We start from the raw sequence: 26,332 nt of genomic DNA on the forward strand, positions 1-26,332 counted from the left end.
TTTTTTCCCTTTGTGCCTGACGGGACAGGGGAAATCCAGCGGTCCCTTATTTGCCCCGGTAATGGGAACATTGGGTTAATTAGGGGCAGGTCAGCGCAGGGCGTAGGACCGGGTGACTTTGACAGTGGGAACCTGCCCAAGGCGGGCCTTGAAGGTGTCCTTCATCACCTGCACCAGTTCCCGTTCCAGATGGGCCTGCACGATGAAGGCGTCATGGATGGGCAGGATCGCATGACCTTGCCTTACAAAGTGCAGCATGATCGCCTCTGCAATGTCGCTTTCCAGCCGTTGCAGGGTCAGGCCCTTGTCGGTGCCCAGCATGGCAGGAACCATCGGGAAGGCGTCCAGCACCTTGGCGCGAAAGCCCTCTGCCGTCATGCCCCACCGGGCGCTGTCGAAGTTGCGGGGTTCTTCGGTAGCGCCTGTCTTGGCGTTCAGCAAGGCCGCAAGAGTGGCCTTGGCATGGTTCCGTAGATCACCGGGCGCATTCGCCCCCACTATGGGAGAATAAGGGTCATCCGGTATGGGCTGGCCCGCCTCGGCCAACAGCACCGCCGGGTTGAAGCCCCGGAAGTCCGCTTCGATGGTATGCTGCCCGTCTATCGTGATCTTGGGCCGCGCATGTTTCTTGATGTTTTGCCACCACCCGCCATAGAACCGGCCTCCGTGGTCGAAGCTGTCCCGATTGAAGACCCGATGCAGCCTCACCTTCCGGCCTTTGTAGTCGGGTTTCTTGTCGTGGATCGTTAGCGGCTGCGTTGTATTGATCTCGGACACCTCCAGCTTTGCGTTGATCTCGGCCAGACGCGCCCGCATCGCCACTGTCCCGAGTGTGTCATCGTATCCGCAAAGCCGGTCTTCCATATTCTTCAATCGGATGGTCTCTCTGCCCCGGTCCACTTTGAAGTCGGCAAAGGTCCAATCCTCAACTTGCAGTTCGCTTTCGCCTTTTTCGGTTAATGCAAAACGGCTAGTCTGACTGTGGCCGGGAAGATTAAAGCCGCGCTTGACCATCTCGATAAGGCCAGCTTTGACAAGCCAGTCCTGCACTAGTACGAACCGATCAGCGGTCATGTATCTTGGCCGGTATCGCCTTTCACGGTCCAAAGCGCCTTGACCGCGATACATACCTATTGTCGTTGGCCACTTGTTGCACTTTGTGCGCATCAGGTTTGCAAGGATTGCACTGCCGCAGTCGATAAACTTCTGTTCAGTAACTCGGCTCGGTTTGCGGTGCGGGAAAGACGCAGCCCATTCTGCGCATACGTCATCCATGAGCAAGTCGATAAGGTTTTGTGCATCGGGGTTGGATGCCACAAGATAGGGTTCAAACGCCCACGACTGATCCCCAAGTTGGCTGGGCAGCTTCGCGGCTAAAGCTGCTGCCTTGAGGGCAAAGGGATGTTTCGGCTCATCAGTCATCGCAAAATCTCGGGACATTTTTTCGTGGCCCAATCTATACATCGCCACGGACCAACTTCCCCCATACCCCACCCATGCAGGCAGGGATACGCCCCGGCTCGCAACCCGGCCTCACCATAGGACAGAAGAAGCGTCAACTGTCGGCACCCGCACCACCTGTACAGGACAAGAACCGCCGCGTCGTGACCCGCCGCCACTATTGGACGAAGGGAAAGCCAAGGCGGCATTCGGGCCACCTATAGGACGATGGGAAGGCCACCTGAGCGACACCCAGCGGTTGACAGAAACGGCACTTGCGGACCATAAGTGGGGCGTCAAGTGAGACACCAGAGCAACCTTCGCGCTTGGATGTCCAGTTAAGTCAACGACTTACGAAAATGGTGGATTGTCCCTGTCTCTCCGCCATCACCGCTGTTGCGAACACGGACAGGCGCCCATAGCGGCGCGGAAATAGTCGTGTTTTCAAAGGGCTTTGCCTCCCCCATGCGAACCTCCGAGGCTGCGCGCCAGGCCCGTGCCGGGCTCTGAATGGCTCTCCGTCTCTGTTCGGGCGAACCTCGCGAAATTCGGTTCGGTCGGATTTTTCCACGCCTTTCCAATGGCCTGAGCTTCAACCCCGCCAAAACTTCGGGCCTTGCGTCCATCGCCTTCAAGGGGAACAGAGCCGCAACAGGCGAGAGGCGCAGCCGCTGGGTGCGCTGGCCGAATGGCGCGTAGCGGTGACGGTGCTCTAAGCTTGCCGGAGGCGAACTCGAAGCGGGTTTGCGTACTCACCGTTCCGATCCCAAAGGCGTCGTGCGCGATCAGATATGGCGAAAAGGAACGGGTTCCGAAGATCGGCTTCACCAGCGAGGATGATGAGGTGCGCTTGAGCACGGGACGCGGCAACGTTGATGAGCCGACGACCGGTCTCGCTGTTCAGAAACGGGCTCCCAGCATCGACGGGATCGAATATCACGATCTTTCGCTCGCTACCCTGTGCTCGGTGGACTGTACTGACACGAACTTCCTTCTGCCCCTGGCGTCCAAGCATCGACCTGATGAGCGCGCGCTGAGCGCGGAACGGTGTAAGGATCAGGATGTCGTCTGCTTCAACGTAGGATCCGAGCAGCTCGTGGACCAAGGCGGCGATGATTTCGGCGGATGCGAAACGGATCTTGCCATTGTACTTCTTCGACCAGGTCGCGTCGCCTGCACGGTCGTCTATGAGTACACGCGGTATCTCTCGACCATCGAGATACCATGGAGAACGAGCTCGCTTCCATTCCGGATCTCGAGCGGCTTTTCGGCATACAATGAGCTCGCCACCGTAGAATGTGTGCGAAACGATATCGCAGACGCCTTGGCACATCCGCGATTGCTCATTGAGGAAGACGCTGGGAGCATCCTTGAAGACGTCAAACGCTGTCTTGCCGAGGATCGCTTGCGTTGACAGATCGTCGCTTTGGACGATTGGAGCAAGCTGTTGCGGGTCTCCAGCAAACGTGGCGCATTTCGCGATGCTGGCGACCATCAGAGCCGCCGGCAACATGATCTGACTGGCTTCATCAGCGATTGTGAAATGCCACGCCCCAACGCCGGGGTTCGCGATGCTGTCGAAGTGGCGGAATAGGGAGTTGGTCGTGATCGCGACCACGCGCGAAGGAGCTGAGATGTGCGCGACATCCGTCTTCAGCTTGGCTCGCGCAGCCTCCAATTTCTCTTTCCAGGCGACGTAGCGCTCGATGTCGCTCTTCGACGGCTCCTCGAGCTCCAGCATGCTGATTTCCAGAGACGCCTCATAGATGCCCTTCGCGAGCAAATGATCACGACCGCGGAATTTTTGCGTGTCGAAACGGGAGCCTATCCGCTTCATGGACTGTCGGAGATCGTTACGACCAATTCGAGTTAACCAGTCATCCGCGGCAATCAGCGCCGAATCGACTGCCGTGTTTGTTGGGCCGCTGACGAGAATCTTCGCGTTCGTGAACCGGGTTAGCAAATACGCTATCATGCAGCCAATCGTGAACGTCTTGCCAGTGCCGGGCGGCCCATGAAGCAATCCCACGCGGTTCAACGGCAGTGAGACAGCCTGCACCTGCCGAACGCGGAGCATAGAAAAACCCGCGGGAAGCGCCTTCGTTTCCGCTGCGGGCTCTTTCTCACTCCGGCGTAGAGCCGCAGCAGCTTTCTTCCTGGTTCGCTCCCGCTGCCATAATTCAATGAGTGGCGTGATGAAGTCCTGGGGATAAAGTGTGACGCGTTCATCCGCGTCCGGGAGTGGGCCCTGGACGAAGCGAAGGGCAAACTCGCCTTTGTCGGGGTCGACAACAACGACCTCCCCCCTGCCGCCGGCCTCACCGTACCAAACTGCGCGCGAACCCTCGAGACTTTCATCAAGCGCAGCACTCGAACGTCCATCGCGCATGGGTTCGACGGCAAGAACGACAAGATTTGCTTGCCGCCGTGACGACAAGACCTTGAACGGCAGCCCGCGCTGCGCCGCTGTTCGCTCGTCCTCAAGAGCAGACAGAATCTTGTCCGCAGTGATAGCCATCAATATCCCGACCTGGAACCAAAGGGGCAGCACGAGCCCCTTCCTGACGGCAGGATAGTGCGGGATCGCAAGTCACCGCAATCAAAAGAAAAACGGTATCTGCGTTCTTTCCAGGATCTGATCGACAGAGAGTTCAGTCAGGATCAAACACCCGTCCCGGCTGCTCTTCCCACGGCAGAGACGCGACGAAGCACAGGTCGTAGATGCTGATCGTCGAGGGCTCTCGGTGGACGACCAACCGCTCGAGGACGTCAGGCGCGAGCCATGCGAGGCGCATCAGACGGCTGACGTAGCGATCGGACAGGCCCTCGTCGCCGGCCAGATCGCTGAGCGTGGCAACGTCGCCGCGTTCCAGCCGCTGCCGCCAGCCCCATGCCCGGCCAATGGCGCGCAGGAGGTGCGGATCCTGCCCGTGGTCCATGGCGGCCTCGACATGCTTCGGCGGCAGAATGCGGGGGCGGCCGCCGCGGCGGCGGAGTTCGAGCGGGATGACGATGCGCAGGGTCTCGGGCTGGGGCATCAGGCGACCTCCTTCTTCGGCGGAGCCATCAGCGCGGCGATGGCTCCGAGGCCTTCGTGACGCAGGTCGATGGCAAGGCCCGCCTCGCTTACCGTGATGCGCGCGACCAGCAGCTGGACGATTCGCGCCTGCTCGGCCGGGATGAGCGCCTTCCACAGGTCGTCGAACTGCGCCAGCGCGGCGAGAACGGTGGTCTCATCGAGATCGGGGCGGTCCTTCCGCACCGCTCGCGCGGTGCGCGCCGCCACCTCCGGCGTGCGCAGCATCCGGCGGATTTCGCCGATGACTGCATCCTCGACCATGGCACCCGGCAGCCGCTGCGGCCCCCGTAGCTCAGCCGCCGGGCGCTTCCGGATCACGTCCATCGAGGTGTAGTAGCAGTAGCGCTTTCCTTTCCGCTTGGTGTGGTGGGGCGTCATGGCCGCACCCGTCTCGGTGAAGATCAGCCCGCGCAGGAGCGCTGGCTGCGCCGCGCGCGCCACCGCCCCGCGGGCGACGCGGTTGTTGGCGATGACGGCGTGGACCTCGTCCCACAGCTTCTGGTCGATGATCGCCTTGTGCTCACCGAGATAGACCTCGTCCTTGTGCACCGCGAGGCCGAGATAGACCTTGTTGTGCAGGAACTTCAGCAGGTAGCCCCGGTCGAACACTGCGCCGCGCTTGGTGCGGATCCCGCGTGCGTGCAATTCCTTTAGCACCTGCGCGGTGGAACTGGAGCGGGCGTAGAGGCGGAAGATCGTGCGGACCTGCTCGGCCTCGACTGGCTCGATCACCAGCTTGCGGTCCTTCACCACATATCCGAGCGGAACCGGCCCGCCCATCCACATGCCCTTCCGGCGCGAGGCCGCAAACTTGTCGCGGATGCGCTCGCCGATCACCTCGCGTTCGAACTGGGCGAAGCTGAGCAGGATGTTCAGCGTCAGGCGGCCCATGGACGTCGTGGTGTTGAAGGACTGGGTGACCGAGACAAAGGTGACGCCGTGGCGGTCGAAGATCTCGACCAGCTTCGAGAAGTCCATCAGCGCGCGGCTCAGGCGGTCGATCTTGTAGACCACGACCACGTCGATCAGCCCGGCCTCGATGTCGGCGATCAGCTGCGTCAGCGCGGGCCGGTCCAGCGTCCCGCCGGAAAAGCCACCGTCGTCATAGCGGTCCCGCAGCGCCACCCAGCCCTCGGCGCGCTGCGAGGCGATGTAGGCCTCGCAGGCTTCCCGTTGGGCGTCGAGGCTGTTGAACTCCATGTCGAGCCCTTCCTCGCTCGACTTGCGTGTATAGATGGCGCAGCGCAGGCGGCGGACGGGTTCGAGCTTTGCGCGGCTCATGAGCGGGCCTCCGCGCCATGGGCCAGCCCGAAGAACTTCCACCCGTTCCAGTGACTGCCGGTGATCGCCCGCACTGCGGCCGAGAGCGACTTGAAGCGCCGCCCCTGCCATTCAAAGCCTTCGGTCAGCACCGTGACGACCTGCTCCTCGCCCTGCCATTCGCGCACCAGCTTGGTGCCGGGGATCGGGCGGCGGGGATCCGCGATCAGCGGGCCCGGCGCGCCCGTGGCGACCTCTGCCGCCAGCGCATCCAGCGTGCGGCGTGTGGCGGGCTTGATGCCGCCATGGGCCAGTTCCTGAATGCGATAGCCGATACGCAGCTCCAGGTTCCCACGACTGGCGTTGGGGGCGTGCTCGCCGAACATCACCCGCCACTTGCTCTGCAATTCGGGCACCGTCATCGCCTTCAGCGCCGCCAGTTCGGCCAGGACGTCAACCTCCGCCGCCTGGCCGGTGAGCGTAGCCTTTGCGCCTGATTTCCTTGCGTTTTTCTTCATGCGTCGTCTCCAACTCGGTTTTGCACCTGTCTCCGACGACGGCGTCTGAGGGCGAGAATGTCCAGCGAACTGTCTCCGTCGAGCGGAGAATTTTCGTTCATTTCCCGTGGGTTGGTGCGCGCGACGGTGCTGGCGAGGATGGCGGCCAGTTCCGCCAGCCGCTCATCGGTCGTGAGCGTCTCGGCGGGTGGCGCGAAGGCGATGTCGTCTTGCATGGGGAGCGAACCTCCTGAGGCGGTTTGCTCCGTGTTCACCGCGCGTGGCGATGGATTTCAAGTTAAAACAAGGGGTTGTCGTATGCCCGCGTGCTCACGCGTAGCTTATGGTATCCAACGACGACATGACGTCAGACGCCAATCTGGGCAACATTCAGGTTCGCGATCGCCGTTTCTACTTCGGTGTAAAGGTCAGCCTCAACGTCACCGGCATCCAATTCAACGACAAGTGCAAAGCGCGCCGCCTTCCGGTCGACGTTCTGAACCGACTTGGATTTCCACCATCCCGCCACTGGTTGGACGGCGAGGAGATTTCGCTGTGCGAGATCCGAGGCAGGACAACGAAGCTCATCGATGTGCAGGGAACCCACGTCACGCCAGTTGCGACCGAAGATCCAGCCGTCATTGTCGGCTACCGGATCGGCATCCGAGTCATCGGCCAGCTTGTTTATCCGTGCCTGGAATTGCGCCCGGTTCTCGTTGGCTCGGTTCAGCTTGAACCGCAGATTATGGGAGGCATAGCGGAATTTCGAGCCGCGAGCCGCTTCCGAAGGATTGGGTTCGACAAAAGTGCTGAGTGCCACGCGAAGAGTGACCTCCGTCGCACCCAGCTGCCGGAGCGCCTCTCTTGGCCAAGGCAGCTGGAAAAATTTCATCTGGTTGTGGACGGGCTCGGCTCCAGCGGTGGCGCTTGGCCGGTACGGAGTGATCGTGTCTTGAACGATGAGGGACAGAGCATTTTCGGCGCTACGCCTTGCGCGCGCCTGATCGGGCACGCCGTAGCCGTATCTCTGAAACAGTCGTACGAAGTCGCCCTTTGAAGGATTTGCCGGAAGGTGCGCCTCCATCTGCCGCGTCCATCGCGCAGACGAGACGAAAATCGCCCGGATCGTTTCCGGCCACAGGTGTGGGTAGTCTTCCCAAAGCTCGGTGATCGCTTTGGCTGCCAGCGCCGTCGCGGCGCTTGTGTCAGCAGTCGTCGTAAGCGACCGCAGTGGGTATTGATGGTCCGTGGTAAGCAGCGAGAGCGCCGGGTGACTCAATGGCGGCGGAAGGTGATCTTGAACCCAGTTTCCGCCCTCCATCACGATGTCGGGCTTGATCGGCCAGTGTTTCGACCAGCTTGCGGTGCGCGACGAAGGTGCCAGATCGCCTGCAATAGCAACGGCCTGCCCGGGCAGGCCAGCAGGCATCCTCACCTTTTCGGTGTAGGCGCCGACACAGATAGAGTTCCAAGCCTGTGCCGGAGATTCAATCTCGTGGTCGGGGTCGTCGCAAACCGAAAGGTATTCACCTCCCTGGAAGCGGTTCTGGTCAGTGTTGCCTGCGGAAAGCACGAATAGCCGCTGTCGATTCTGATTGCCCGACACGCCAGCTGTCAGCTGATCGATTTCGCTCGACCATGAAGTCGGTGCGCCGTCATGAGGTGTGTCTTCGTCGGTCGTGCTGGCCATCGAAAACGTTCGGCCGCGCTCGGCATTTGCCTCGACCGCGTTGACAGCATTGAGCACTACGGCTCCCAGCAGATGGTGAGGGTTCTGGCCAGCATCAGGGATGATCTTGGCAGACTCGAGCCGATGCCTGACATGAACCGGCATGTTGCTTTGGATCACTGGCAGCAGGTCTCCGTAGAGCGAAAGGCCCGCCAACTGTGTGCCGTGCCCACGGCTGTCGTCTAGACTCCAGCCCGGTTCCGCTGCGTGGCGGTCGGCCGGGTCAAGGAAAGGTCGAATCAAGGGATGATTCAGCCCGATGCCGCTATCGAGGAGCGTGATGCATCGCGGATCCGCAGCGTCGGGGGGCTGCAATAGATCCTCCATCGCTCGCGCCCACTCAGCCTGTTCTTCAGGCGGCATTCCTTCGAAAAAGTCGGATAGGACCGTGGGCGCGGCGAGAGCTTTCACTGTTCCATAATGGCGAACAGCCTCGGCGATCTGGTCGTGGGTGCCATAACCGATGACGACAACGTCCTCGGGGAACTGCAGACGATCGGCCTCGAAACGGATCCCGAGAGCGTTTGCCCGCTCAAGAAATTGGTCGGCTTCGTTTCTTTCTAACCATATCTCCCAGGGATGGACCGGGCCCTGAGCGGGAAATCTCGCATGCGGGCTCCGCCAGAGGGCGCGCAGTCCTGCTTCGACGATGGCCGAGATGCTTTGCACGAAATCCGCGTTTTTTGGCCTACCCTTCTTCGTGTTCTCGTCTTGGAAGGCCTGGACCTTCTTCCGCAGACTGCTTACGCCGGTTGGCGACGCGAAACGGTTGCACGGGCCGGAGCTGCTTCATTCTCGGGGTCGGTAGAAACCTTTAGAAGACGGAGGCCGCTGGCATCCAGGCTCTTCGTCACAAAGGGTTCGTTCGGCCTCGCTTGGATCTCGAGGTAGACACCGGGGCGGTCCTGCGCGGCCAAATTGCCGATCTCGTCAATCGCTCGGAGGAGCGCCTGCGCATGTGCGCGGCGGTTCGGTACGTCACTCGGTCGCCTTGGCTGACCTCCGCCCTTGGCCTGAAACGCGACCGCCTGTCCGAGGTTGTTTACGATCAGATGAGGGCGATTTCGTTCCATTCGGCAATGTTCCAAGTCCCTGTAACGAACGCCTGCGTTCCATCGAAGCGATCAGCGTGTCCGTCAGAATTCGGTCTGTCGAGGACAAGACAGCGCGTCTTCCCGCATCTTCGCCCGCAGCAACAACATCTGCCGTCGAAAGGCCTTCCGCAACCCTAGATACAGCGTCCCAGTCCACATCATCGACGTTGAAGCCGATCAGGCGCCGCCGCATCGCCTTCTGGACGGCTTCCCTTGAGGGCAGCTCATAGGGCAGCACCAGTTCGAAACGCCGAAGGATTGCCCTATCGAGAATTTCAGGAATATTGGTGGTGGCGACAACAATCGAAGGGCCAGTATCTTCATCGAGGAACTGCAGAAACGAGTTCAGAATTCGCCTAGCTTCGCCAACGTCGTTTTCGTTTCCACGGGAAGCCGCCAGCGCATCAATCTCATCGAACAGATAGACACCGCGCGTTGTGCGGATGGCATCAAAGATCAGGCGCAGTTTCTGCGCAGTCTCACCCTTGAATTTGGTTATGAGTCCGTGCAGAAGCACCGTGAACAACGGGAATTTTAGCTCTCCGGCCAATGCCTCGGCGCTCAGGGTTTTTCCTGTCCCAGGCGGACCGGAAAAAAGAAGGCGTCGGCGTGGATGCAGGCCCTTTTCCTCCAGAAGGTCACGTTTCCGAGTCTCGACAACGATCTGGCGCAATTCGTCGGAGAGGTGGTCTGGTAAGATCAGATCGCTGAGAGTGGTTGTCGGATATCGTGCACCCAGGATGCCGGCGAGATCGCCGCGCGGCGCGGCCAGCGGTGTCAGCTTTGCAGTAACACTGGTCTTTGGAACGCGCGATGCCTCCGCCCACTGGCGCAGCTGTTCCGCCAGTCGAGTGTGCCCACGCTGCTCTTCCGCGGCGGCAAGCTGCATCGCGAGATCGAAGAAACGCTCTTCGTCCCCCTCCGCGTGGCTCTTTACAAGCCCGATAAGTTGCTGTGCCGACGCCATTTTCGAGCCTTTACGACTTTCTCGGCGCAGCCTAAACTACCGCGCCTTTCTCCATTGTTTAGCAATGTCGCTGGCTGATGCGCCAGCGAAACCGGTCCTGCGACCTGAGTTTTTCTGTCACGTTGCCGAGGAGACTCAACGCCGCCTCGGGCGATCAATGCCGCGTCGCCCCATGAGCTACCCCATCTGTCTCCAGCCGCAGCGTCGCCCGCCACAACGGTGTCTTCATGAACACGGCCTCCTCGAAGCGATAGCTAGCCGTGCCGCGTCCCTGCTGTAGCAGCCCCGCCCAGCAGAGCGGGCGCAGCACCTGGATGTAGAGCTGGCCCATCACCTCGTCGTAGCGCGGCAACGGCCCCATCTCCGGGTTCTCCGAAGAGCACGCGGCGGAGGTGCCCGCCGGTGGTGCCGTCTTCGGTTTCGACGTTCAGCACGTTCAGGAACACGTCCCAATTGCCGAGGATCAGCGCGTCGTCGAACCGCGACATGCTGGCGTGGTTGATCCGGAACAGGAAGAACGGGACGACCGTGCCGAAAACTCGGCCGGGATGGCCCGCCAGCGCCTGGCCAGCCTTGGTCAGGCGGAACTCGCCCTTGTAGTGGCGTCCGAGCTTCATCGCGATCATCAGGTCGTGCAGCACCATGAGCGGGGCGAAGTCGGGCTCGTTCAGCACCTTGTTGACCGCGAAGAGATCCGCCTCGGTGTGGCCGGGCCAGTCGAACTCCGCCGCGGCCCAGTGCACGAACACCCGCTTGAACGCCTTGGACGGCGTCAGGGGGATGCCGCCGTGTTCGCCGATCCAGGCGAAGGTCTTCTCGACACCACGCACTAGCGGCGAGAACGCCAGCGCCGGATCGGAATCGTCCATCTCCCGAAGCGCGATCACCTCAGATCTCCCGCGCGAACCAACGGATGCGGCCGACGATGTGGATCTCGTCGGCCGTTCTTTCATATTCGGGGTAGTGCTTGTTGTCGGAGATGACGCGCACCGCGGGCGGGTCGCTGTTCGGGATGTGCTCCAGCCGCTTGGCGACCAGCCCCATCCCGTCGTCCAGCACGAAGATGCCGGGTGGGTTGGGCGCGCGACGGGTCATGTCGACCAGCACCGCGTCGCCGCTCACGAGCGTCGGCGCCATGCTGTCGCCCTCGACGTGCATGATGCGCAGCTGCGACGGGCTGGCCTTAAGCTTGTGGCGGATCCACGACTGGCGGAAGTGATAAACACGGCCGGGCGTGTCGCCGTCCTCGGTTACCACCGCGCCGCCGCCCATCGCGGGGCGAGGGGTGGCGTGGGCGATGGCGACGAAGGCATCGTCAGGATTGTCCACGAAGGGGGGCGTGCCCTCGACCTCGCCGATGCCGTGGATCAGCCAGTCGCGGTCTACCTTCAGCACGCGCGCGACCTCGGCCAGCCGGTCGATGCCGGGACGCGCGGAGCGGCCGCGCAGGATGTCATAGACGAAGGAGCGGTTCACGCCGGCCATCTCGGCGACATGGGCAGGCGTCAGGCCGAGCTGATGGGCGCGGGCCCGCAGGCGGTCGGCCAGGGTGTGCTGCTCGGTCATGTTTTCCCCAAGGGTATGTGGATGAAATAGGATAAAACAGGATTGATGCGGACCCGTCAAGCGATTAGAACAAAACCTAAACAATCGCACATGGGAGTCGGGGGTCCGGATGGAGATCGAGAAGTCGTATTTCACCCTGCCGGAGATCCTCGAGCGCTGGTCCATGTCAGAGGCGGACCTCGTCTACCTCGCAGAGAACGACCAGCTGCGGCTGTCGATTCGGGTGTTCAACCTGGCCGTCGAGTTCGGCGACTACGAGGAGACACCAGAGGGGGAGCGATTCTCCGTGCCCTTCGAGCGCGGCCCGTTCAACGGGCTCCTGGATCTCCACGCCCATGACGTCTTCCAGCTGTTCCGGCATGGCGAGGTGAAGCTCAGCCGCTTCCGCTCGCACAAGGCCGACTATGCCTGCCTGACCGGGGAGCGAGAGCTGATCACAGTGCGGCAGCGCGATCTTTTCCTAAGGAGGGACGAGCGTGACCGGTTTGAGGCCGAGACGAGATTTGCCGGAGCGGCTGCGGGACCACGACCCGGCGCGTTCCATACCTCGACCGACTACCAGGACGTCGGCTGCAACGGACAGCACTTCCGGCTGGGCGCAATCCAGGCGCAGGTCGTGCGTGCGTTGCACGAGGCCGCTGGCCGCGGCGAGCCCTGGCAAAGCGGAAAGGCGATCCTCGCCGCGGCGGGCTCGCGCAGCCTCAAGATGTCCGACGTCTTCAAGTCGAAGAAGAACTGGCGCCTCCTGATCGAGTCGGACGGCCGCGGCGCCTATCGCCTGCTCGGGCTCTGATCTCGCGCCAACTCTCCCGTTCGCGCGCCCTCCCGCTTCCCCCTGGGGGATGCGCCGGGGGATGAGAGGGGGATGACGATCCCCCACAGAGCCGTTCTTCCTTGGATTGAAAAGCTCCTGACAATCCCCCTCCGAATCCCACTCCAATCCTGACGACATCCCCTCGCGGGATTTCGCATCGTGCTCCCGACAAACGACATCGGGAGACGACGATGCAGCAGAAGACCTGCCTCACACAGAAGGAGCTCGCGCGGCGCTGGACAATCTCGCACCGCACGCTCGAGCGCTGGCGATGGGCCGGGGAAGGCCCCGCCTACATGAAACTCGGCGGCCGGGTGGTCTACCGGCTCGAGGACATCCTCGCCTTCGAGAAGGACCAGCTCACGCATACCGCCGACAGCGCGCGGGGGGCGGCATGATGGAGCGCCCGTCCACCATCCACGGCAGCCGCGTCGTGTCGATCTTCGGCGCCGCCGGTCCCGCGCTCGACGAGGTGGGGCTTTCCGCCTGGATCGCGCAGGCCGCCCCGGGCGAGGCGCTGGTCTATCACCGCGGGTTCCTCGCCGTCGACGCCACCGGTGCCGTCTCGAACCTCACGCCCGAGCGCCAGCGCACCCTGCGCGGTGTAGCGGCCGCCGCCTTGCGCGCCGCCGAGCAGCGGCTCGTCCACCTCGTGCAGGCCCGGCTCGGCCCCGACCACTTCGCCTACATCGCCGTCGCCCGGCCGAAGCCCGGCCCCGCCGGCGCCGCCCTTTCGATGCGCCTCCTCGAGGCCGCCTGACCCTATCCCCCATCACGGAGATCCCCATGCCGTTCCCTGAAAACACCCCCTCCATCGACGAGCTGATCAACCTGCCGGCGGGCGAGATCGCCCAGCTTCCGGTCGAGCTTCTGGCCGCCATGCAGCGCGAGATCGACGCCGCCGCCAAGCAGATGAAGGCCGTCACCGCGCGCTTTTCCACCGCGCTCGAGGTCCGCTACGCCACCCGCGCCGCCGAGGCTCGCCGCGCCTGCGGCAAGGACACCGGCACGGTGCGCCTCGCCGATGGCGATTTCACCGTGGTCGCCGATCTGCCCAAGCGCGTCGAATGGGACCAGACCCGGCTCGTCGCCATGGTCGAGCGCATCCGTGCCGCGGGCGACTATCCGTCCGAATATGTCGAGATCAGCTTCAAGGTGCCCGAGCGCGCCTATGTCGCCTGGCCCGAGGCGATCCGCCAAGGCTTCGAGCCCGCTCGCACGGTGAAGACTGGCGCGCTGAAAATTTCGATCCTGCCGCAGGAGGACCGCGCGTGAACCTCCCCATCATCACGGCCGATCAGCGACTGGCCGAGACGCGGGGCGTCAAGGGCGTGATCTTCGGTCCCTCCGGGATCGGCAAGACCAGCCTGCTTTGGACGCTGGAAGCCTCGACCACGCTGTTCTTCGACCTCGAGGCGGGCGACCTCGCCATCGAGGGGCTCCACATCGACGTGGTCCGGCCGCGCACCTGGAAGGAGTGTCGGGACTTCGCGGTTTTCATCGGCGGCCCGAACCCGGCGCTCCGGCCCGAACAGCCCTACAGCCAGGCGCATTTCGACGAGGTGTGCGGCCGGTTCGGCGATCCGCGCGTCCTCGCCAAATACGACACCGTCTTCATCGACTCGATCACCGTTGCCGGGCGGCTCTGCTTCCAGTGGTGCCGCGGTCAGCCGGAGGCGCATTCGGAGAAGACCGGCAAGCCGGACGTGCGCGGCGCCTACGGACTGCACGGGCGCGAGATGATCGGCTGGCTGACCCACCTCCAGCACACGCGCGGCAAGAACGTCTGGTTCGTCGGGATCCTCGACGAGAAGCTCGACGACTTCAATCGCAAGGTCTTCGTCCCGCAGATCGACGGCTCGAAGACCGGGCTCGAGCTGCCCGGCATCGTCGATCAGGTCATCACCATGGCCAGCCTGCCGGACGAGCAGAACCGGCCCCAGCGCGCTTTCGTCTGCCAGACGCTGAACCCGTGGGGCTACCCGGCCAAGGACCGCTCCGGCCGTCTCGACCTGGTCGAAGAGCCCCATTTCGGCCGGCTGATGGAGAAGGTCCGCGGCCCGCTGATCCCTGCGGAACGGCGGCTGACCTATTCGCCGCCGCAGCTGCCCCCGCCGCCCGGTCCGACGGCGACCGACACCCATTCCTATCCCACCAACTGAAAGGACCCGAGCCATGTCCGGTCTCTGGAACGACTTCAACGATGCGCAGTCCAACACGAACTTCATCCCCAAGGGCACGCTCGCCAAGGTGCGGCTGACCATCCGCCCCGGCTTCGACGACCCGTCGCAGGGCTGGACCGGGGGCTATGCCACCCGCGGCTCGACCGGGGCTGTCTACCTCAACGGCGAGTTCACGGTGACCGAGGGCCAATACGCCCGGCGCAAGATCTTCACGCTGATCGGTCTCTACAGCCCCAAGGGTCCGGACTGGGCCAACATAGGCCGCAGCCTCGTGCGCGGCATGCTGAACTCGGCGCGCGGGATTTCGGACAAGGATCAGTCCCCGCAGGCGCAGGCGGCGCGGCGGATCGGCGGCTTCGCCGATCTCGACGGAATCGAGTTCGTCGCCCGCATCGACGTCGGCAGTGACGCCATGGGCGAGGAGAAGAACGAGATCCGCGCCGCGATCACGCCCGATCATCGTGACTATGCTCAGGTCATGGGGCTGGCGGCGCAGCACGGGTATCAGCCGCCAGTTCAACCCGCGCCGCAGCAGCCGGTCCAGCCACCTGCGGCATCGCCGGTCCCCGGTCGTCCCGCCTGGGCGCAGTGAGGGCTCGATGCTCCTCCGTCCCCGCCAGAAACTTTTCGTGGAGCGCAGCCTTGCTGCGCTCTCGACCCGCGACAACACGCTGGGCGTGGCGCCAACCGGCGCGGGCAAGACGATCATGCTCTCGGCCGTCACCGGCAGAATGACCGGGGACGGCGCCAAGGCATGCGTGCTCGCCCACCGCGACGAGCTGACCAGCCAGAACCGGGCGAAGTTCGCCCGGGTCAATCACCGCACGGAGACCTCCGTCGTCGATGCCACGACCAAGTCTTGGAACGGACAGGTCACCTTCGCCATGGCGCCGACGCTGGCGCGGGCCGCCAATCTCGCGGCCATGCCGAAGCTCGATCTGCTGGTGATCGACGAGGCGCATCATGCGGTGGCAGAGAGCTACCGCCGGATCATCGGCCGGGTGCGAGACGCCAATCCAGAGGCCCGCGTCTTCGGCGTCACGGCGACACCGAACCGGGGTGACCGGAAAGGGCTGCGCGAGGTCTTCGACAACGTCGCCGACCAGGTCCGGTTGGGCGAGCTGATCGCGTCCGGTCACCTCGTGCCGCCTCGCACCTTCGTCATCGACGTCGGCGTGCAGGAGCAGTTGCGCGCCGTCCGCAAGACCGCCGACGATTACGACATGGGCGCGGTCGCGGCGATCATGAACCGCGCGCCCATCACCGAGGAAGTGGTGCGGCACTGGGAGGAGAAGGCCGGGAACCGTCAGACCGTGGTCTTCTGTTCGACCGTCGCGCACGCCATGAACGTGGCGACCGCCTTCAACGAGGCCGGAAACCCGGCCGCCGTCGTCCTTGGCGACATGGGCTCCACTGAGCGGAAGATAGTGCTCGAAGCCTATGCGTCCGGGGAAGTACAGGTCATCGTCAATGTCGCGGTTCTGACCGAAGGTTGGGACCACCCGCCGACCTCATGCGTCGTGCTGCTGCGGCCCAGCTCCTACAAGTCCACGATGATCCAGATGGTCGGGCGCGGCCTGCGCACCGTCGATCCGGCCGAACATCCCGGCGTGGTGAAGATCGACTGCATCGTTCTGGATTTCGGGATCTCGAGCCTGACGCACGGAACGCTGGAGCAGGACGTCGATCTAGACGGTCGCGATCCGACACCGGGCGAAGCCCCGACGAAGACCTGTCCGGACTGCGAGGCGGAGATCCCGCTCGCGTCGCGGCAGTGCCCGATCTGCGGCCACGAATTCCAAGGCGGAACCGTGACGACGCCGCTCTAGAACGTCGTCATGTCCGAGATCGACCTTCTGAAGCGGTCGAGTTTCGTATGGGAGGATCTGTTCGGCGACGATGCCGCGCTGATGGCCAGCGGCTTCAGCGCCTGGAGCGGCGTGTTCTTCCTCGAAGGCCGCTGGCATGCCGTGGGCGGCGCCAGAGGGCAGCCGACCTGCCTTCTCGGCGTGGGGGATCGGACGGTCTGCCTCGCGCAGGCCGACGATTGGCTGAACGAACACGAGAGCGATGAGAGCGCCTTCAAGTCGAAGCGCTGGCTGACGCAGACGCCGACCGAGAAGCAGCTGCAATACCTCTCGCCCGCGCAGCGGCAGGATTGCGGGCTGACCCGCTACCGCGCCTCGGCGCTGATCACCTTCCAGTTCAACCGCCGCGACATCCGGCGTCTCGTCATGTCGGCCGCGCCCGAGCGGAGGGCGGCGTGAACCATGTCGCGCAAGTCTCATCCCCGCCCGCAGAGACTCCGGATCGACCGGGCCGTGATCGCCTCTGGCATCCGCAACCGATGCTCTGCGCCGTCTGCACATCCCGCACCCGCGGCTTCGGCTGGTTCGATCCCCACCGGCCGCGCCCAACCCGCACCCGCCGCTGGTTCTGCTCCATGGGCTGCCAGGCGGCCTTCACCCGCAAAGCGAAGAGAGGACTGAGCATGGTCGATTTCACCGAAGAGGAAACCCAGGCGCTGCCCGCCGTCATGCACGGGCTCGCCCCCGAGATGGAGCGGATCGGTTGGGACCGGCCGCTGGGACAGCTGACGCAGAACGACATGCATCGGCTGATCGTCACCGCCATCGAAGCCTTCCGCGCCGAGATGGCCGAGATCGCCAGCCAGTCGGAGATCCCGTTCTGATGCTGGACTTCAACAAGCGCCCCGGTATCGCCGAGCGCATCAACGCGCTGGTCGACGCCGCGCTGATCGCCGAGCGGGAGGCCACGCCGTCGCGCGACTATCTCGGCGCGTCCCGGCTCGGCCATCCTTGCGAGCGCGCGCTGCAGTTCGAATTCGCGGGCGCGCCGAAGGATGAGGGCCAGGACTTTTCCGGCCGGTCGCTCCGGATCTTCGCGATCGGGCATGAGCTCGAGGATCTCGCCATCCGCTGGCTGCGGGCGGCGGGACTCGATCTGGTCACCCAGAAACGTGACGGCGGCCAGTTCGGCTTCTCGGTCGCGGGCGGCCGCATCCGCGGCCATGTCGACGGGATCATCGCCGAGGCCCCCACGGCGCTGGGGTTGCGCACCCCGGCGCTCTGGGAATGCAAGACGATGAACGCGAAGAACTGGCGCGAGACGGTGGCCAAGGGCGTGACCGTGGCGAAGCCGGTCTACGCTGCGCAGATCGCGCTCTATCAGGCCTACATGGAAGCGACGGAGCCCGGCATTTCCGCTGCGCCGGCGCTGTTCACCGCGATCAACAAGGACACGGCCGAGCTGCACCACGAGCTCGTGCCCTTCGACGCCGATCTCGCGCAGCGCATGTCGGATCGGGGCGTGCGGATCCTGCGGGCGACCGACGCGGGCGAGCTGCTGCCGCGCATCGCCGCCAATCGCGACTTCTTCGAATGCCGTTTCTGCCCGTGGGCGGAGCGCTGCTGGAGCCTGCCAGCATGAGCGACGACAACATCGTCCACTTCAACCCCTGGCGGGATTTCAACGACGCGGCGCCGCTGCCCGATCCCTTCGCCGTCGAACCTGACGCGGACCAGATCGCCCGCTTCGTCGACGTGGTCTTCGGCTATTCCGAAGGCCTGATCCCGGTCCGCGGCTTTGTCGACAAGGGTCAGGGCAAGGACGGCCGCCCCCACAACATCTGGATCGACGCGGACGCCTCAGCCCCCGAGAAGCTCGCCACCTTCGCCGGCTGGGCATCGCGCGAGGGCGCCGCGGTCTACGTCATCCCCGGCACAGTGGCGGAGACGGGCCAGGCCCGCGCCGCGGACGTCCTGCAGATGCAGAGCCTGTTGGTCGATCTCGACTCGGGCGACATCCCCGCCAAGCTCGATCACCTCGTCCACCACCTCGGGCGACCGACCCTGATCGTCGAGAGCGGCGGGCGCACGCCCGAGGGCGCGACCAAGCTGCATGTCTGGTGGAAGCTGACCGAGCCCGCGGAGAGCGCCGATCTCGGACGGCTCTGCCAGCTCCGCGGCGAGATCGCGCTGAAGGTCGGCGGCGACACGCATTTCCGCTCGGCCCATCAGCCGATCCGCGTGCCCGGCACGGTCTATCACAAGGGCGGGCTCACGCGGCTGGTGCAGATCCGCGAGGCGACAGAGCTCGAGGTCGATCTCGCCGAGATGGCCGAGGGCGTCGCCGACATGTCGCCCATGCCCGGCGTCGGCATGGCGACGGCCGAGCCCCGCGAGAAACCGGCCATCGGCGACGTGCTGGTGACGCCGGTGCATGAGGGCGGCACGGACGAGTGGTCCCGCTTCGAGGGCGCCTCGGCCGCCATCGGCTATTTCCTGCGGCTGGTCCACGAAGGCCGGACGTCGATGGACGAGGGCTGGACGGCGATCTGCGGCTACAACGCCGCGATGCTGCGCCCCGCCTGGCCGCTCGACCGGCTGAAGCGCGAGACCAACCGGCTGTGGGAGCTGCACATCAAGCGGCACGGGCCGCCGCTGATCCGCCTCGACGGCGCGGCCCCAGCGCAGACCGAGCTGCCGACCTTCACGCTGGGCGCGCTTCTGGACGACACGAGCCCGATGCCCGACGACATCATTGGCCCGCGCGTGCTGACGCCGGGCGGGCTCCTGGTGCTGGGCGGCGCGCCCAAGGTGGGCAAGAGCGACCTGCTGATCGCCTTGCTCGTGCACATGGCGGCGGGCGTTCCCTTCCTCGGATTCACCCCGCCACGGCCGCTCCGGATCTTCTACCTGCAGGCCGAGATCCAGTACCACTACCTGCGCGAACGCATGCAGCAGATCGGCCTGCCGCCCGAGTTGATCGCCGCCGCGCGCGACAACCTGATCGTCACGCCGAAGCTGCGCATGCTGCTCGATGCCGAGGGCAGCGCCCGCGGGGCCGAGGCGATCAAGGCCGCATTCCCCGGCGAACCGCTCGACATCCTCTGCATCGACCCGATCCGGAACCTCTTCGACGGCGGCCCAGACGGCGGCGGCGAGAACGACAACGCCGCGATGATGTTCTTCCTGAAGGACCGGGTCGAGGTGCTGCGCGACCACGTCAATCCTGACTGCGGCGTCATTCTGGTCCACCACACCAAGAAGCTCTCGAAGCACCAGGTGAAGGAAGATCCGTTCCTCGCCCTCTCCGGCGCCAGCGCGCTCCGGGGCTTCTACACCACCGGCCTGATCCTCCACCGGCCTGAGGAGGACTCGACCCAGAGCCGCCTCGAGATCGAGCTGCGCAACGGCCCGGCGCTGCCCGCGAAGCTGGTGGACAAGGTCAAGGGCAAATGGGTCGAGATCAACCCGATGAACGAGCGGCTCGTGCGCCCCGAGGTCGGCGCGAGGCATGACGCCGAGCGCGATCGCAAACGGGACGTGATCCTCTCGATCCTGCTCGAGGAGGCGGCCGAGGGGCGGCTCTACACAATCAACCAGTTTGCCGAGGCCTTCGAGAACAAGGGCGGTCTGGGCGGCAAGGACGCGATCCGCGACCGGATCGCGGTTCAAGCCACCAAGGGCGCCATCAAGTTCATCCGTGACGGCGCGCCCTACGGGCTTGGGCCGTCGCGGTCGCGCTTCGGATACCTCTGCGTCGAGGGGATGGTCATGCCCACGGACGGCGAGGCGGTCGATCCGGCGACCGGAGAAGTCACCCCCGCCAGCATCGCAGTGCTGCCCACCCACTACAAATCGCCGCAGACCGGGGCGCTGCTCGAGGTCGAGAACCCTCAGGTCTGGGTCTATCCGGAGGGGGAACGGCCATGATCGCCCCGGCAGATCGTTCTGCGCAGAATTGCGCAGGGGCCAGTTTGAACCAGATGCGGCGCCTTGCCGAAACTGCGCCGCCACCCTCACGCAGAAACGCGCATGAATCCGATGTGGCCAGTTTCGGCCCGCTTCCGAAACTGCCCCCGCAGAATTGCGCTGATGCCGCAACCGCTACGCTGCACCCAGTTTCGGCAGGGTCAGCCGCAAGCGCACTCCCGAAACTGGAATTCTCTCTTCCTGTCAGTGTGTTGCTTCGGTTGTCCAGTTTAGGGGGTGAAACCACCCCCTACGGGGGTGGGGGAGAACGCCGCAGGCGGGTTCTCCCACGCCCACCCCCAGGGGTTTCGCGCGCGTGGCTCGTCCCCGCCCAAACCTCCCGATCCGACGACGGCGGCCCCGTACCGCCAAGCACCAGGCCACCGTCGTCTTCCACCCGAGCAGCCAACCAGAAGAGGAGACCACCCATGGCTGACCTGACTCTCGCCACCTCCAGCCGCGAGGCAATCCCCGATCTACGGCCCGTCGTCCGCGCCAACCGGGTGATGCTGGCGCTCGACCTCGGCACCACGACGGGCTGGGCGCTGCACGGCATCGACGGGCTGATCACCTCCGGCACCGTGTCCTTCCGGCCCGGCCGCTTCGACGGTGGCGGCATGCGGTATCTCCGCTTCACCAACTGGCTCACCGAGATCGACCGGCTGTGCGGGCCCGTCGCCGCCGTCTGGTTCGAGGAGGTCCGCCGCCACGCGGCCACTGACGCGGCCCATGTCTACGGTGGGCTGATGGCCACGCTGACCGCATGGGCCGAACTGCGCGGCATTCCCTACGAGGGCGTCCCGGTCGGCACGATCAAACGCCATGCCACGGGCAAGGGCAACGCGCCCAAGGAGGCGATGATCGCCGCGGCCCGCGCCCGCGGCTTCAGCCCCGCCGACGACAACGAGGCCGACGCCATCGCGATCCTGCTCTGGGCGCTGGAGACCAAGGGGGGCCTGCAATGAGGCGGTTTCCCCGTGGCTATGGCGGCGAGCGCCGCAACCCCGAACAGGTCAAGCGCGACGGCTGGAAGGAGCAACGCGTGTTCGCAGTTTCCTTTGACGACCAGAGACTTACTTGGCCTGAGCGGGAACTGGTGCGGCAACTCGGCGAGCGTCTCTACGGCGCGCGCCCAACACAACGAGAGGTGAGGAAATGACCCATTGGACACCAGCCGACGTGGAGGCGCGGCTCTCCGAGGCGGGTATGATCCTGCGCCGTCTGCCGGAGCCCCGGCGCAACGGATACTTCAGCACATGGCCGGAGATCGTCCACGGTTTCGCCGACAAGGTGGGCCAGGAGTCGAAGCCCATGCGCGTCTCGCCCTCGCCGCGGGACATCGCGCGGATGGAGGAGACGCTGACCTGGACGAACTGCCTTGAGCCCATCGACGGCAAGATCGTCTGGATGAAGGCGCATGACGAGCGCTGGAAGAACATCTGCTGGCACGTCGGTCTCTGCCACGCCGCTGCGCATCAGCACTGGCGCTACGGCCTGTCGCTCATCGCGCTGACCCTCAACAAGCAGCCCTTCAACCGGAAACTGCCGATCCTCGAGGTCATCAAGCTGGCGCGCAGCCTGTAGGAAAGTCTCGTGTAGAGGGTTTTCGCGCAGACAAAAACGCCTCTCCCGGGCTAGAAAGTGGATATACTCGGGAGAGGCGCGCGCGGCGCTGCCCTGAACGAAACCATCCTTTCGTTGGCGAGGGCCGTTGGAAAAGGAAAGGCGCTGATCCTTTCCTTGCGGGCCGCTGTCCGCCCCCGCCACCCCCCTCAGACGACTTCGCGGTTCCTTCTGCGCGACATTCGTATGCTGGCGGGCGAAGCGCGGGACTTCGCCAGCGCCAGGGCCGGATTTTTGGGAAGCCACCCGGAAGCCGGACCCACGCGCGCCCCGCGCGAACACCAATGAACGCTGGCCTTCCGACCGGACACCGCTGGTGGCCGCTGGACCCCGTGTGGAGTCCAGCGCGGCATCCGGAGTCCGGAAGCCACCGGCATCCACCCGACCGAGGAACCTTGCCCACCATGACGCTGAGCTTCGCCCCGGACGCGATCGAGACCTGGCCGCTGGCAAAGCTGCAGCCCTACGCGAAGAACGCGAAGGCGCATGGCGCGGACCAGGTGGCAAAGATCGCCGCCAGCATGGCCGAGTTCGGCTGGACCGTGCCATGCCTCGTGGCCGAGGACGGGGAACTAATCGCGGGGCACGGGCGCGTGCTGGCGGCAACCCAGCTGGGACTGAACGAAGCGCCGGTCATCGTGCTCGGGCATCTGACCGAGGCGCAGCGGCGGGCGTACCGCATCGCGGACAACAAGCTGACGGAACTCGGCAGCTGGGACGAGGCGCTGCTGTCGGCCGAGCTGCAGGATCTACTGGCCGACGACTACGACCTGTCGCTGGTCGGCTTCTCGGATGGCGAACTCGACAAGCTGCTGGCTTTCGATCCGGACGGGGGCGGTGAAGAAGGTGGCGCCGGGGGTTCTGTGCCGCCGGTGACCATCCCCGAGCCGCCGCGCAACCCGGCATCGCGCGCGGGCGATCTCTGGATCCTCGGCGACCACCGGTTGCTCTGCGGCGACAGCACCAGCGCTGCCGATGTCCGCCGACTGATGAACGGCGAGCGCGCGATCCTGTTCGCGACCGACCCGCCGTACCTGGTCGATTACGACGGCTCGAACCATCCGACCCGGAACAAGGATTGGTCCGCGTCCTATGGCACCACCTGGGACGACAGCAGCCAAGGCGCGGAACTCTACGACGGGTTCATCGCCGCGGCGGTCGCAGAGGCGATCACGGACGACGCCGCCTGGTACTGCTGGCACGCGTCCCGCCGGCAGGCGATGCTGGAGGCCTGCTGGGAAAAGGCCGGCGCCTTCGTCCATCAGCAGATCATCTGGGTGAAGGACCGCGGAGTTCTGACCCGCTCGCACTACCTCTGGAAGCACGAGCCTTGTTTCATGGGCTGGCGCCGCCCGAACCGCCCGCCGAAGGTGGCGGAGCAGACGCTGCCCTCGACCTGGGAGATGCCGTCCTTCGCCAAGGACGAGCGCCCCGACCACCCCACGCCGAAGCCGCTCGACGCCTTCGGGATACCGATGCGTCAGCACGTTGCGCGGGGCGGGCTCTGCTACGAGCCGTTCTCCGGCTCCGGCTCGCAGATCATGGCGGGCGAGGCCAACGGCCGCCGCGTCTTCGCGATGGAGATCAGCCCGGCTTACGTCGATGTCGCCGTGGAACGCTGGCAGGCCGAGACCGGCCGCGACGCGATCCTCGACGGCGACGGTCGGACCTTCGCGCAGGTGAGGACCGAGCGGCTGGGCGACGATGCCGAGGCCCGGGCCGATACGCCGGACACGGACGCCGAACCCGAACCCGCGCGCAAACCCAAATCCGCCGCGTGACATGCATGACCTGGCTTTACCTTCCTCCGGACGCGCTTCCGGAGCCGGAGACGCTTGCCTGTTCGGCCTCTCCCTGTGCTCCGGCGCCGGTGGCATCGACCTCGGGCTCGCCATCGCCTTGCCCGGATATCGAACTGTGGGCCATGTCGAACGGGAAACCTACGCTGCAGCCACTCTCGTGGCGCGGATGGAAGACGCGTCCCTGGATCAGGCTGTTGTCTGGGACGACGTTGGAACCTTCGACGGCGGCCCTTGGCGCGGCGCGGTGGACATCGTCACTGCGGGATATCCGTGCCAGCCGTTCTCGGTCGCGGGCCGACGGCTCGGTGCCGAGGATCCACGCCACCTTTGGCCACATGTCGCCCGCATCATCGGCGAGGTCGAACCGCCCTTCGTCTTTCTCGAGAATGTCGCCCATCATCTCCGCCTCGGCTTCCCCGAAGTCGCCAACGGACTGGTCAGCATGGGCTACCGCCTTGCGGCAGGCCTCTTCACAGCGGCGGAAGTCGGCGCGCCCCGCACGCGCGAGCGGCTCTTCATCCTCGCCATCCGCGAGGGAGACGAACTGGCCGACCCCGCGCGCCTGCTCGGGGACGCGCTCGAGCGGCGGGAACCGGATGCGAAACAGGGCCCATCAAGGATGCCGTTCGGGTTGATTGCACATCAGTCGCCGACAACCAACCACGGCTCTTGTTCCATGGAAATCTTGAGAATTTTAGTGGTCAATCCGGATGCTGCAAAATACGTATCGTGAGCTAGAGATGCGGCCTTTCCACTAACTGTTGCAAACGTGTCCGATGTGTATTCGTTGGCGCCTCCAAATCCAGAAGCGGCAAGATCAACCTCGTGCCGAGCGCGAAACAGGTATTTATCATCCTTGGTCATAACAGACAAAAGTACATGCATGTGCTGTTCAAGTGTCCGATGGCCGTTGCTAAACTTCGTGGTGATTTGCCAGTCACCGGCCCGCCTCAGCCATACCCGTGTAAACGATTGAACATACCTGGCGTACTCGTGCCAATGTTCTTTATAAAATACGACCGGATTAGACGATTGCGCTGTCTGCGTATCTTCGCTAGGCGGATTAAGCCCGGGAATGGAAATACTTTCTGAAGGCGTATCAAGGTCTTGAATAAACGTAGGGCTAATGTTTGCCATGATCTCGGCAGCTCGATTGTCTCGAACTTCTATTTCTCGACAATCTCCTGAAAGCCTCAAGCTCTTCATCTAAACCTCCCGATTTACGTTGAGGAAGGCTACACTTTACCAGCGGTTGTGGCAACGGCGGCTGCGCAGCAGGCTGTACACGCGCCCCCGATCCTCGACCTTCTCCGAGGTCACTTCGAGCCCGAGCTTCCTCTTCAGCGCCCCGGCCATCGCACCGCGCACCGTGTGCGGCTGCCAGCCCGTCGCGGCCATGATCTCCTCGATGGTCGCGCCGTCCGGTGCGCGCAGCATGGCGATCAGCGTGGCCTGCTTGGTGCCCTCGCGCGGCGTGCGCGTCTTGGGCGCGGGCTCGGTCTCGTTGGGGGTGTCCGGCGCGGGCTGCTCGGTCGGCGCGTCCGTCGCGCCCACAGGCGCGGTGTCCGCGTCCTCGGTCTCGACGCCGATGGCGGCGAGGCCTGCGTCGGTGGCGACCAGCGTGACGCCGTGGCCGTCTCCGGTCTCGCGCCACATGGGTTCGCCCTTGCGCACGTCGGCGTCGACCTCTTCGAGGAAGCCCTTGGCGAGCATTGCGCCGACCACCTTGGCGGCGGCGCCGCCGCGCAGGCTCTCGGGCAGCGGCAGGGCGATGCGGTCCTCGCGCTGTGCGGCGGCGCTGAGGATGATGGCTTGGGTATCGGAAAGCTTGGTCATGGGGTCGTCTCCGTATTCGGGCCCGCGTCATGCGGCGCCTTCTACGACCCCGAGCCGCGCAGGGCGCGCGGCGGGAGTTCCGGCGGTGCCGGAGATCAGCGGGCGTGTTCGCCCTCGCCGAAGGCGCTGTCGGTGATGCGCTTCAGGAGGCTGGCGTAGTGTTCGAGGGTGCCGACCATGGCCCAGCCCGCCTCGTCGGGATGGCAGTTGAAATGGTCGTCGCTGAGCGCCTGCAGGCGGGCGAGCATCTCGTCGATCTCCGCCTTCTTGCCGATGAAGGCGCTCAGCGCGTTCGCCCGGTTCCTCGAACCGGTGGCGGAACCGGGCTCACCCTTGTTCCGCCGGACCTTCTCGGCGCGGAGTTCGTGGCGCGGGGTGGTGATCGGGTTCAGGCGGGTGGTCATCGTGGTGGCTCCGTGGTGAGTTGCATCGCTTCGTTGGAGTGACGTTCGCTCCGGTCGCGACGCTTATCACCTCGATATACACATGATCTTGAATGATAATCGGAGCCGTCGATGCAGGGCATGAGCGAGCGCCAGTACGCCGCGCATGTCGGGCTGTCGCGGGGCGCGATCCAGAAGGCGAAGACGGCCGAGCGGCTGGTGCTCTATCCCGACGGCAGCATCAACGCGGCGGCCAGCGACGCCAGACGGGCCGAGACGACG

29 protein-coding genes are annotated in these 26,332 nt (G+C 64.7%); 16 read left to right on the plus strand and 13 right to left on the minus strand.

All coding sequences use genetic code 11. The annotated features are described in order from the left end of the window. Positions 1 to 90: 90 nt before the first annotated feature. The 10 genes from OCGS_RS14910 to OCGS_RS00850 all read right to left on the minus strand — a co-directional run bounded on the left by OCGS_RS14910 (position 91) and on the right by OCGS_RS00850 (position 11,632). Positions 91 to 1,422 (minus strand): hypothetical protein, encoded by a 1,332-nt coding sequence (locus OCGS_RS14910; protein ID WP_156800924.1) that lies wholly within the window; start codon positions 1,420 to 1,422, stop codon positions 91 to 93. A gap of 730 nt (positions 1,423 to 2,152) precedes the next feature. Next, positions 2,153 to 3,991 carry a DEAD/DEAH box helicase gene (locus tag OCGS_RS00810; RefSeq protein WP_007425310.1) on the minus strand — a complete coding sequence of 613 codons (1,839 nt, stop codon included), beginning with the start codon at positions 3,989 to 3,991 and terminating at the stop codon, positions 2,153 to 2,155. Positions 3,992 to 4,091: 100 nt separating this feature from the next. Then, positions 4,092 to 4,478: a hypothetical protein gene (locus OCGS_RS00815; RefSeq protein ID WP_007425311.1), complete on the minus strand. Its 387-nt coding sequence runs from the start codon at positions 4,476 to 4,478 to the stop codon at positions 4,092 to 4,094. After that, positions 4,478 to 5,800, minus strand: a complete 1,323-nt coding sequence (locus tag OCGS_RS00820; RefSeq protein WP_007425312.1) for a recombinase family protein — start codon at positions 5,798 to 5,800, stop codon at positions 4,478 to 4,480. Before OCGS_RS00820 ends, OCGS_RS00815 begins: the two co-directional genes overlap by 1 nt. Then, on the minus strand, positions 5,797 to 6,297 hold the full coding sequence (locus OCGS_RS00825; protein ID WP_007425313.1) for a DUF2924 domain-containing protein: 501 nt from the start codon (positions 6,295 to 6,297) through the stop codon (positions 5,797 to 5,799). The genes OCGS_RS00820 and OCGS_RS00825 overlap by 4 nt, the downstream gene beginning before the upstream one ends. Further along, the gene (locus OCGS_RS00830; protein WP_040610233.1) at positions 6,294 to 6,512 is read right to left on the minus strand and encodes a hypothetical protein; all 219 of its coding nucleotides are present in this window, start codon (positions 6,510 to 6,512) and stop codon (positions 6,294 to 6,296) included. The genes OCGS_RS00825 and OCGS_RS00830 overlap by 4 nt, the downstream gene beginning before the upstream one ends. 131 nt (positions 6,513 to 6,643) lie before the next feature. Further along, entirely contained in the window at positions 6,644 to 8,674 is a 2,031-nt protein-coding gene (locus tag OCGS_RS14675; RefSeq protein WP_007425314.1) for a S8 family peptidase, read from the minus strand. A 309-nt stretch (positions 8,675 to 8,983) separates the two neighbouring features. After that, positions 8,984 to 10,066, minus strand: a complete 1,083-nt coding sequence (locus tag OCGS_RS00840; protein WP_083848162.1) for an AAA family ATPase — start codon at positions 10,064 to 10,066, stop codon at positions 8,984 to 8,986. A gap of 254 nt (positions 10,067 to 10,320) precedes the next feature. Further along, positions 10,321 to 10,935 (minus strand): hypothetical protein, encoded by a 615-nt coding sequence (locus tag OCGS_RS00845; RefSeq protein WP_238538199.1) that lies wholly within the window; start codon positions 10,933 to 10,935, stop codon positions 10,321 to 10,323. A 19-nt stretch (positions 10,936 to 10,954) separates the two neighbouring features. Then, the gene (locus OCGS_RS00850) at positions 10,955 to 11,632 is read right to left on the minus strand and encodes an XRE family transcriptional regulator (RefSeq protein ID WP_007425316.1); all 678 of its coding nucleotides are present in this window, start codon (positions 11,630 to 11,632) and stop codon (positions 10,955 to 10,957) included. A 109-nt stretch (positions 11,633 to 11,741) separates the two neighbouring features. On the opposite strand from OCGS_RS00850, the gene OCGS_RS00855 reads away from it, so the two are divergent. From OCGS_RS00855 to OCGS_RS00920, 16 genes are all read left to right on the plus strand, one after another. Continuing rightward, a complete protein-coding gene (locus tag OCGS_RS00855) occupies positions 11,742 to 12,425 on the plus strand; it encodes a hypothetical protein (RefSeq protein ID WP_040610234.1) in 684 nt (227 codons plus the stop codon). A 212-nt stretch (positions 12,426 to 12,637) separates the two neighbouring features. Further along, the gene (locus tag OCGS_RS00860; RefSeq protein WP_007425318.1) at positions 12,638 to 12,844 is read left to right on the plus strand and encodes a helix-turn-helix transcriptional regulator; all 207 of its coding nucleotides are present in this window, start codon (positions 12,638 to 12,640) and stop codon (positions 12,842 to 12,844) included. Next, complete coding sequence (locus OCGS_RS00865; protein ID WP_040610235.1) at positions 12,841 to 13,206, plus strand: hypothetical protein; 366 nt, start codon at positions 12,841 to 12,843, stop codon at positions 13,204 to 13,206. Before OCGS_RS00860 ends, OCGS_RS00865 begins: the two co-directional genes overlap by 4 nt. A gap of 26 nt (positions 13,207 to 13,232) precedes the next feature. After that, a complete protein-coding gene (locus OCGS_RS00870) occupies positions 13,233 to 13,721 on the plus strand; it encodes a hypothetical protein (RefSeq protein ID WP_007425320.1) in 489 nt (162 codons plus the stop codon). After that, positions 13,718 to 14,608: an ATP-binding protein gene (locus tag OCGS_RS00875; RefSeq protein ID WP_007425321.1), complete on the plus strand. Its 891-nt coding sequence runs from the start codon at positions 13,718 to 13,720 to the stop codon at positions 14,606 to 14,608. Before OCGS_RS00870 ends, OCGS_RS00875 begins: the two co-directional genes overlap by 4 nt. 13 nt (positions 14,609 to 14,621) lie before the next feature. Further along, positions 14,622 to 15,221 (plus strand): hypothetical protein, encoded by a 600-nt coding sequence (locus OCGS_RS00880; RefSeq protein WP_007425322.1) that lies wholly within the window; start codon positions 14,622 to 14,624, stop codon positions 15,219 to 15,221. A gap of 7 nt (positions 15,222 to 15,228) precedes the next feature. Continuing rightward, complete coding sequence (locus OCGS_RS00885) at positions 15,229 to 16,458, plus strand: DEAD/DEAH box helicase (protein WP_238538200.1); 1,230 nt, start codon at positions 15,229 to 15,231, stop codon at positions 16,456 to 16,458. Positions 16,459 to 16,467: 9 nt separating this feature from the next. Continuing rightward, a complete protein-coding gene (locus tag OCGS_RS15375) occupies positions 16,468 to 16,896 on the plus strand; it encodes a hypothetical protein (RefSeq protein WP_007425324.1) in 429 nt (142 codons plus the stop codon). 224 nt (positions 16,897 to 17,120) lie between these two features. Then, on the plus strand, positions 17,121 to 17,321 hold the full coding sequence (locus OCGS_RS14915; RefSeq protein ID WP_007425325.1) for a DUF6511 domain-containing protein: 201 nt from the start codon (positions 17,121 to 17,123) through the stop codon (positions 17,319 to 17,321). Next, positions 17,321 to 18,079, plus strand: coding sequence for a PD-(D/E)XK nuclease family protein (locus OCGS_RS00895; protein WP_007425326.1), 759 nt, complete (start codon positions 17,321 to 17,323; stop codon positions 18,077 to 18,079). Before OCGS_RS14915 ends, OCGS_RS00895 begins: the two co-directional genes overlap by 1 nt. Beyond that, on the plus strand, positions 18,076 to 20,367 hold the full coding sequence (locus OCGS_RS00900) for an AAA family ATPase (protein WP_007425327.1): 2,292 nt from the start codon (positions 18,076 to 18,078) through the stop codon (positions 20,365 to 20,367). The genes OCGS_RS00895 and OCGS_RS00900 overlap by 4 nt, the downstream gene beginning before the upstream one ends. A 467-nt stretch (positions 20,368 to 20,834) precedes the next feature. After that, the gene (locus OCGS_RS00905; protein WP_007425328.1) at positions 20,835 to 21,371 is read left to right on the plus strand and encodes a crossover junction endodeoxyribonuclease RuvC; all 537 of its coding nucleotides are present in this window, start codon (positions 20,835 to 20,837) and stop codon (positions 21,369 to 21,371) included. After that, positions 21,368 to 21,565: a hypothetical protein gene (locus tag OCGS_RS14680; RefSeq protein ID WP_083848163.1), complete on the plus strand. Its 198-nt coding sequence runs from the start codon at positions 21,368 to 21,370 to the stop codon at positions 21,563 to 21,565. The genes OCGS_RS00905 and OCGS_RS14680 overlap by 4 nt, the downstream gene beginning before the upstream one ends. After that, entirely contained in the window at positions 21,562 to 21,990 is a 429-nt protein-coding gene (locus tag OCGS_RS00910; protein WP_040610237.1) for a DUF6362 family protein, read from the plus strand. The genes OCGS_RS14680 and OCGS_RS00910 overlap by 4 nt, the downstream gene beginning before the upstream one ends. Before the next feature lie 443 nt (positions 21,991 to 22,433). Next, on the plus strand, positions 22,434 to 23,810 hold the full coding sequence (locus OCGS_RS00915; RefSeq protein ID WP_007425330.1) for a site-specific DNA-methyltransferase: 1,377 nt from the start codon (positions 22,434 to 22,436) through the stop codon (positions 23,808 to 23,810). A gap of 1 nt (position 23,811) precedes the next feature. Continuing rightward, complete coding sequence (locus tag OCGS_RS00920; protein WP_238538201.1) at positions 23,812 to 24,564, plus strand: DNA cytosine methyltransferase; 753 nt, start codon at positions 23,812 to 23,814, stop codon at positions 24,562 to 24,564. Here OCGS_RS00920 and OCGS_RS14920 read toward each other — a convergent pair. The 3 genes from OCGS_RS14920 to OCGS_RS00930 all read right to left on the minus strand — a co-directional run bounded on the left by OCGS_RS14920 (position 24,474) and on the right by OCGS_RS00930 (position 26,071). Then, positions 24,474 to 25,037 (minus strand): hypothetical protein, encoded by a 564-nt coding sequence (locus OCGS_RS14920; RefSeq protein WP_156800926.1) that lies wholly within the window; start codon positions 25,035 to 25,037, stop codon positions 24,474 to 24,476. The two genes, OCGS_RS00920 and OCGS_RS14920, sit on opposite strands and share 91 nt — an antisense overlap. A 36-nt stretch (positions 25,038 to 25,073) precedes the next feature. Then, the gene (locus OCGS_RS00925) at positions 25,074 to 25,667 is read right to left on the minus strand and encodes a DUF3489 domain-containing protein (RefSeq protein ID WP_007425332.1); all 594 of its coding nucleotides are present in this window, start codon (positions 25,665 to 25,667) and stop codon (positions 25,074 to 25,076) included. A gap of 95 nt (positions 25,668 to 25,762) precedes the next feature. Beyond that, positions 25,763 to 26,071: a hypothetical protein gene (locus OCGS_RS00930; protein ID WP_007425333.1), complete on the minus strand. Its 309-nt coding sequence runs from the start codon at positions 26,069 to 26,071 to the stop codon at positions 25,763 to 25,765. Positions 26,072 to 26,332 lie beyond the last annotated feature (261 nt).

The organism is Oceaniovalibus guishaninsula JLT2003, from assembly GCF_000299575.1.
Taxonomy (GTDB): domain Bacteria; phylum Pseudomonadota; class Alphaproteobacteria; order Rhodobacterales; family Rhodobacteraceae; genus Palleronia; species Palleronia guishaninsula.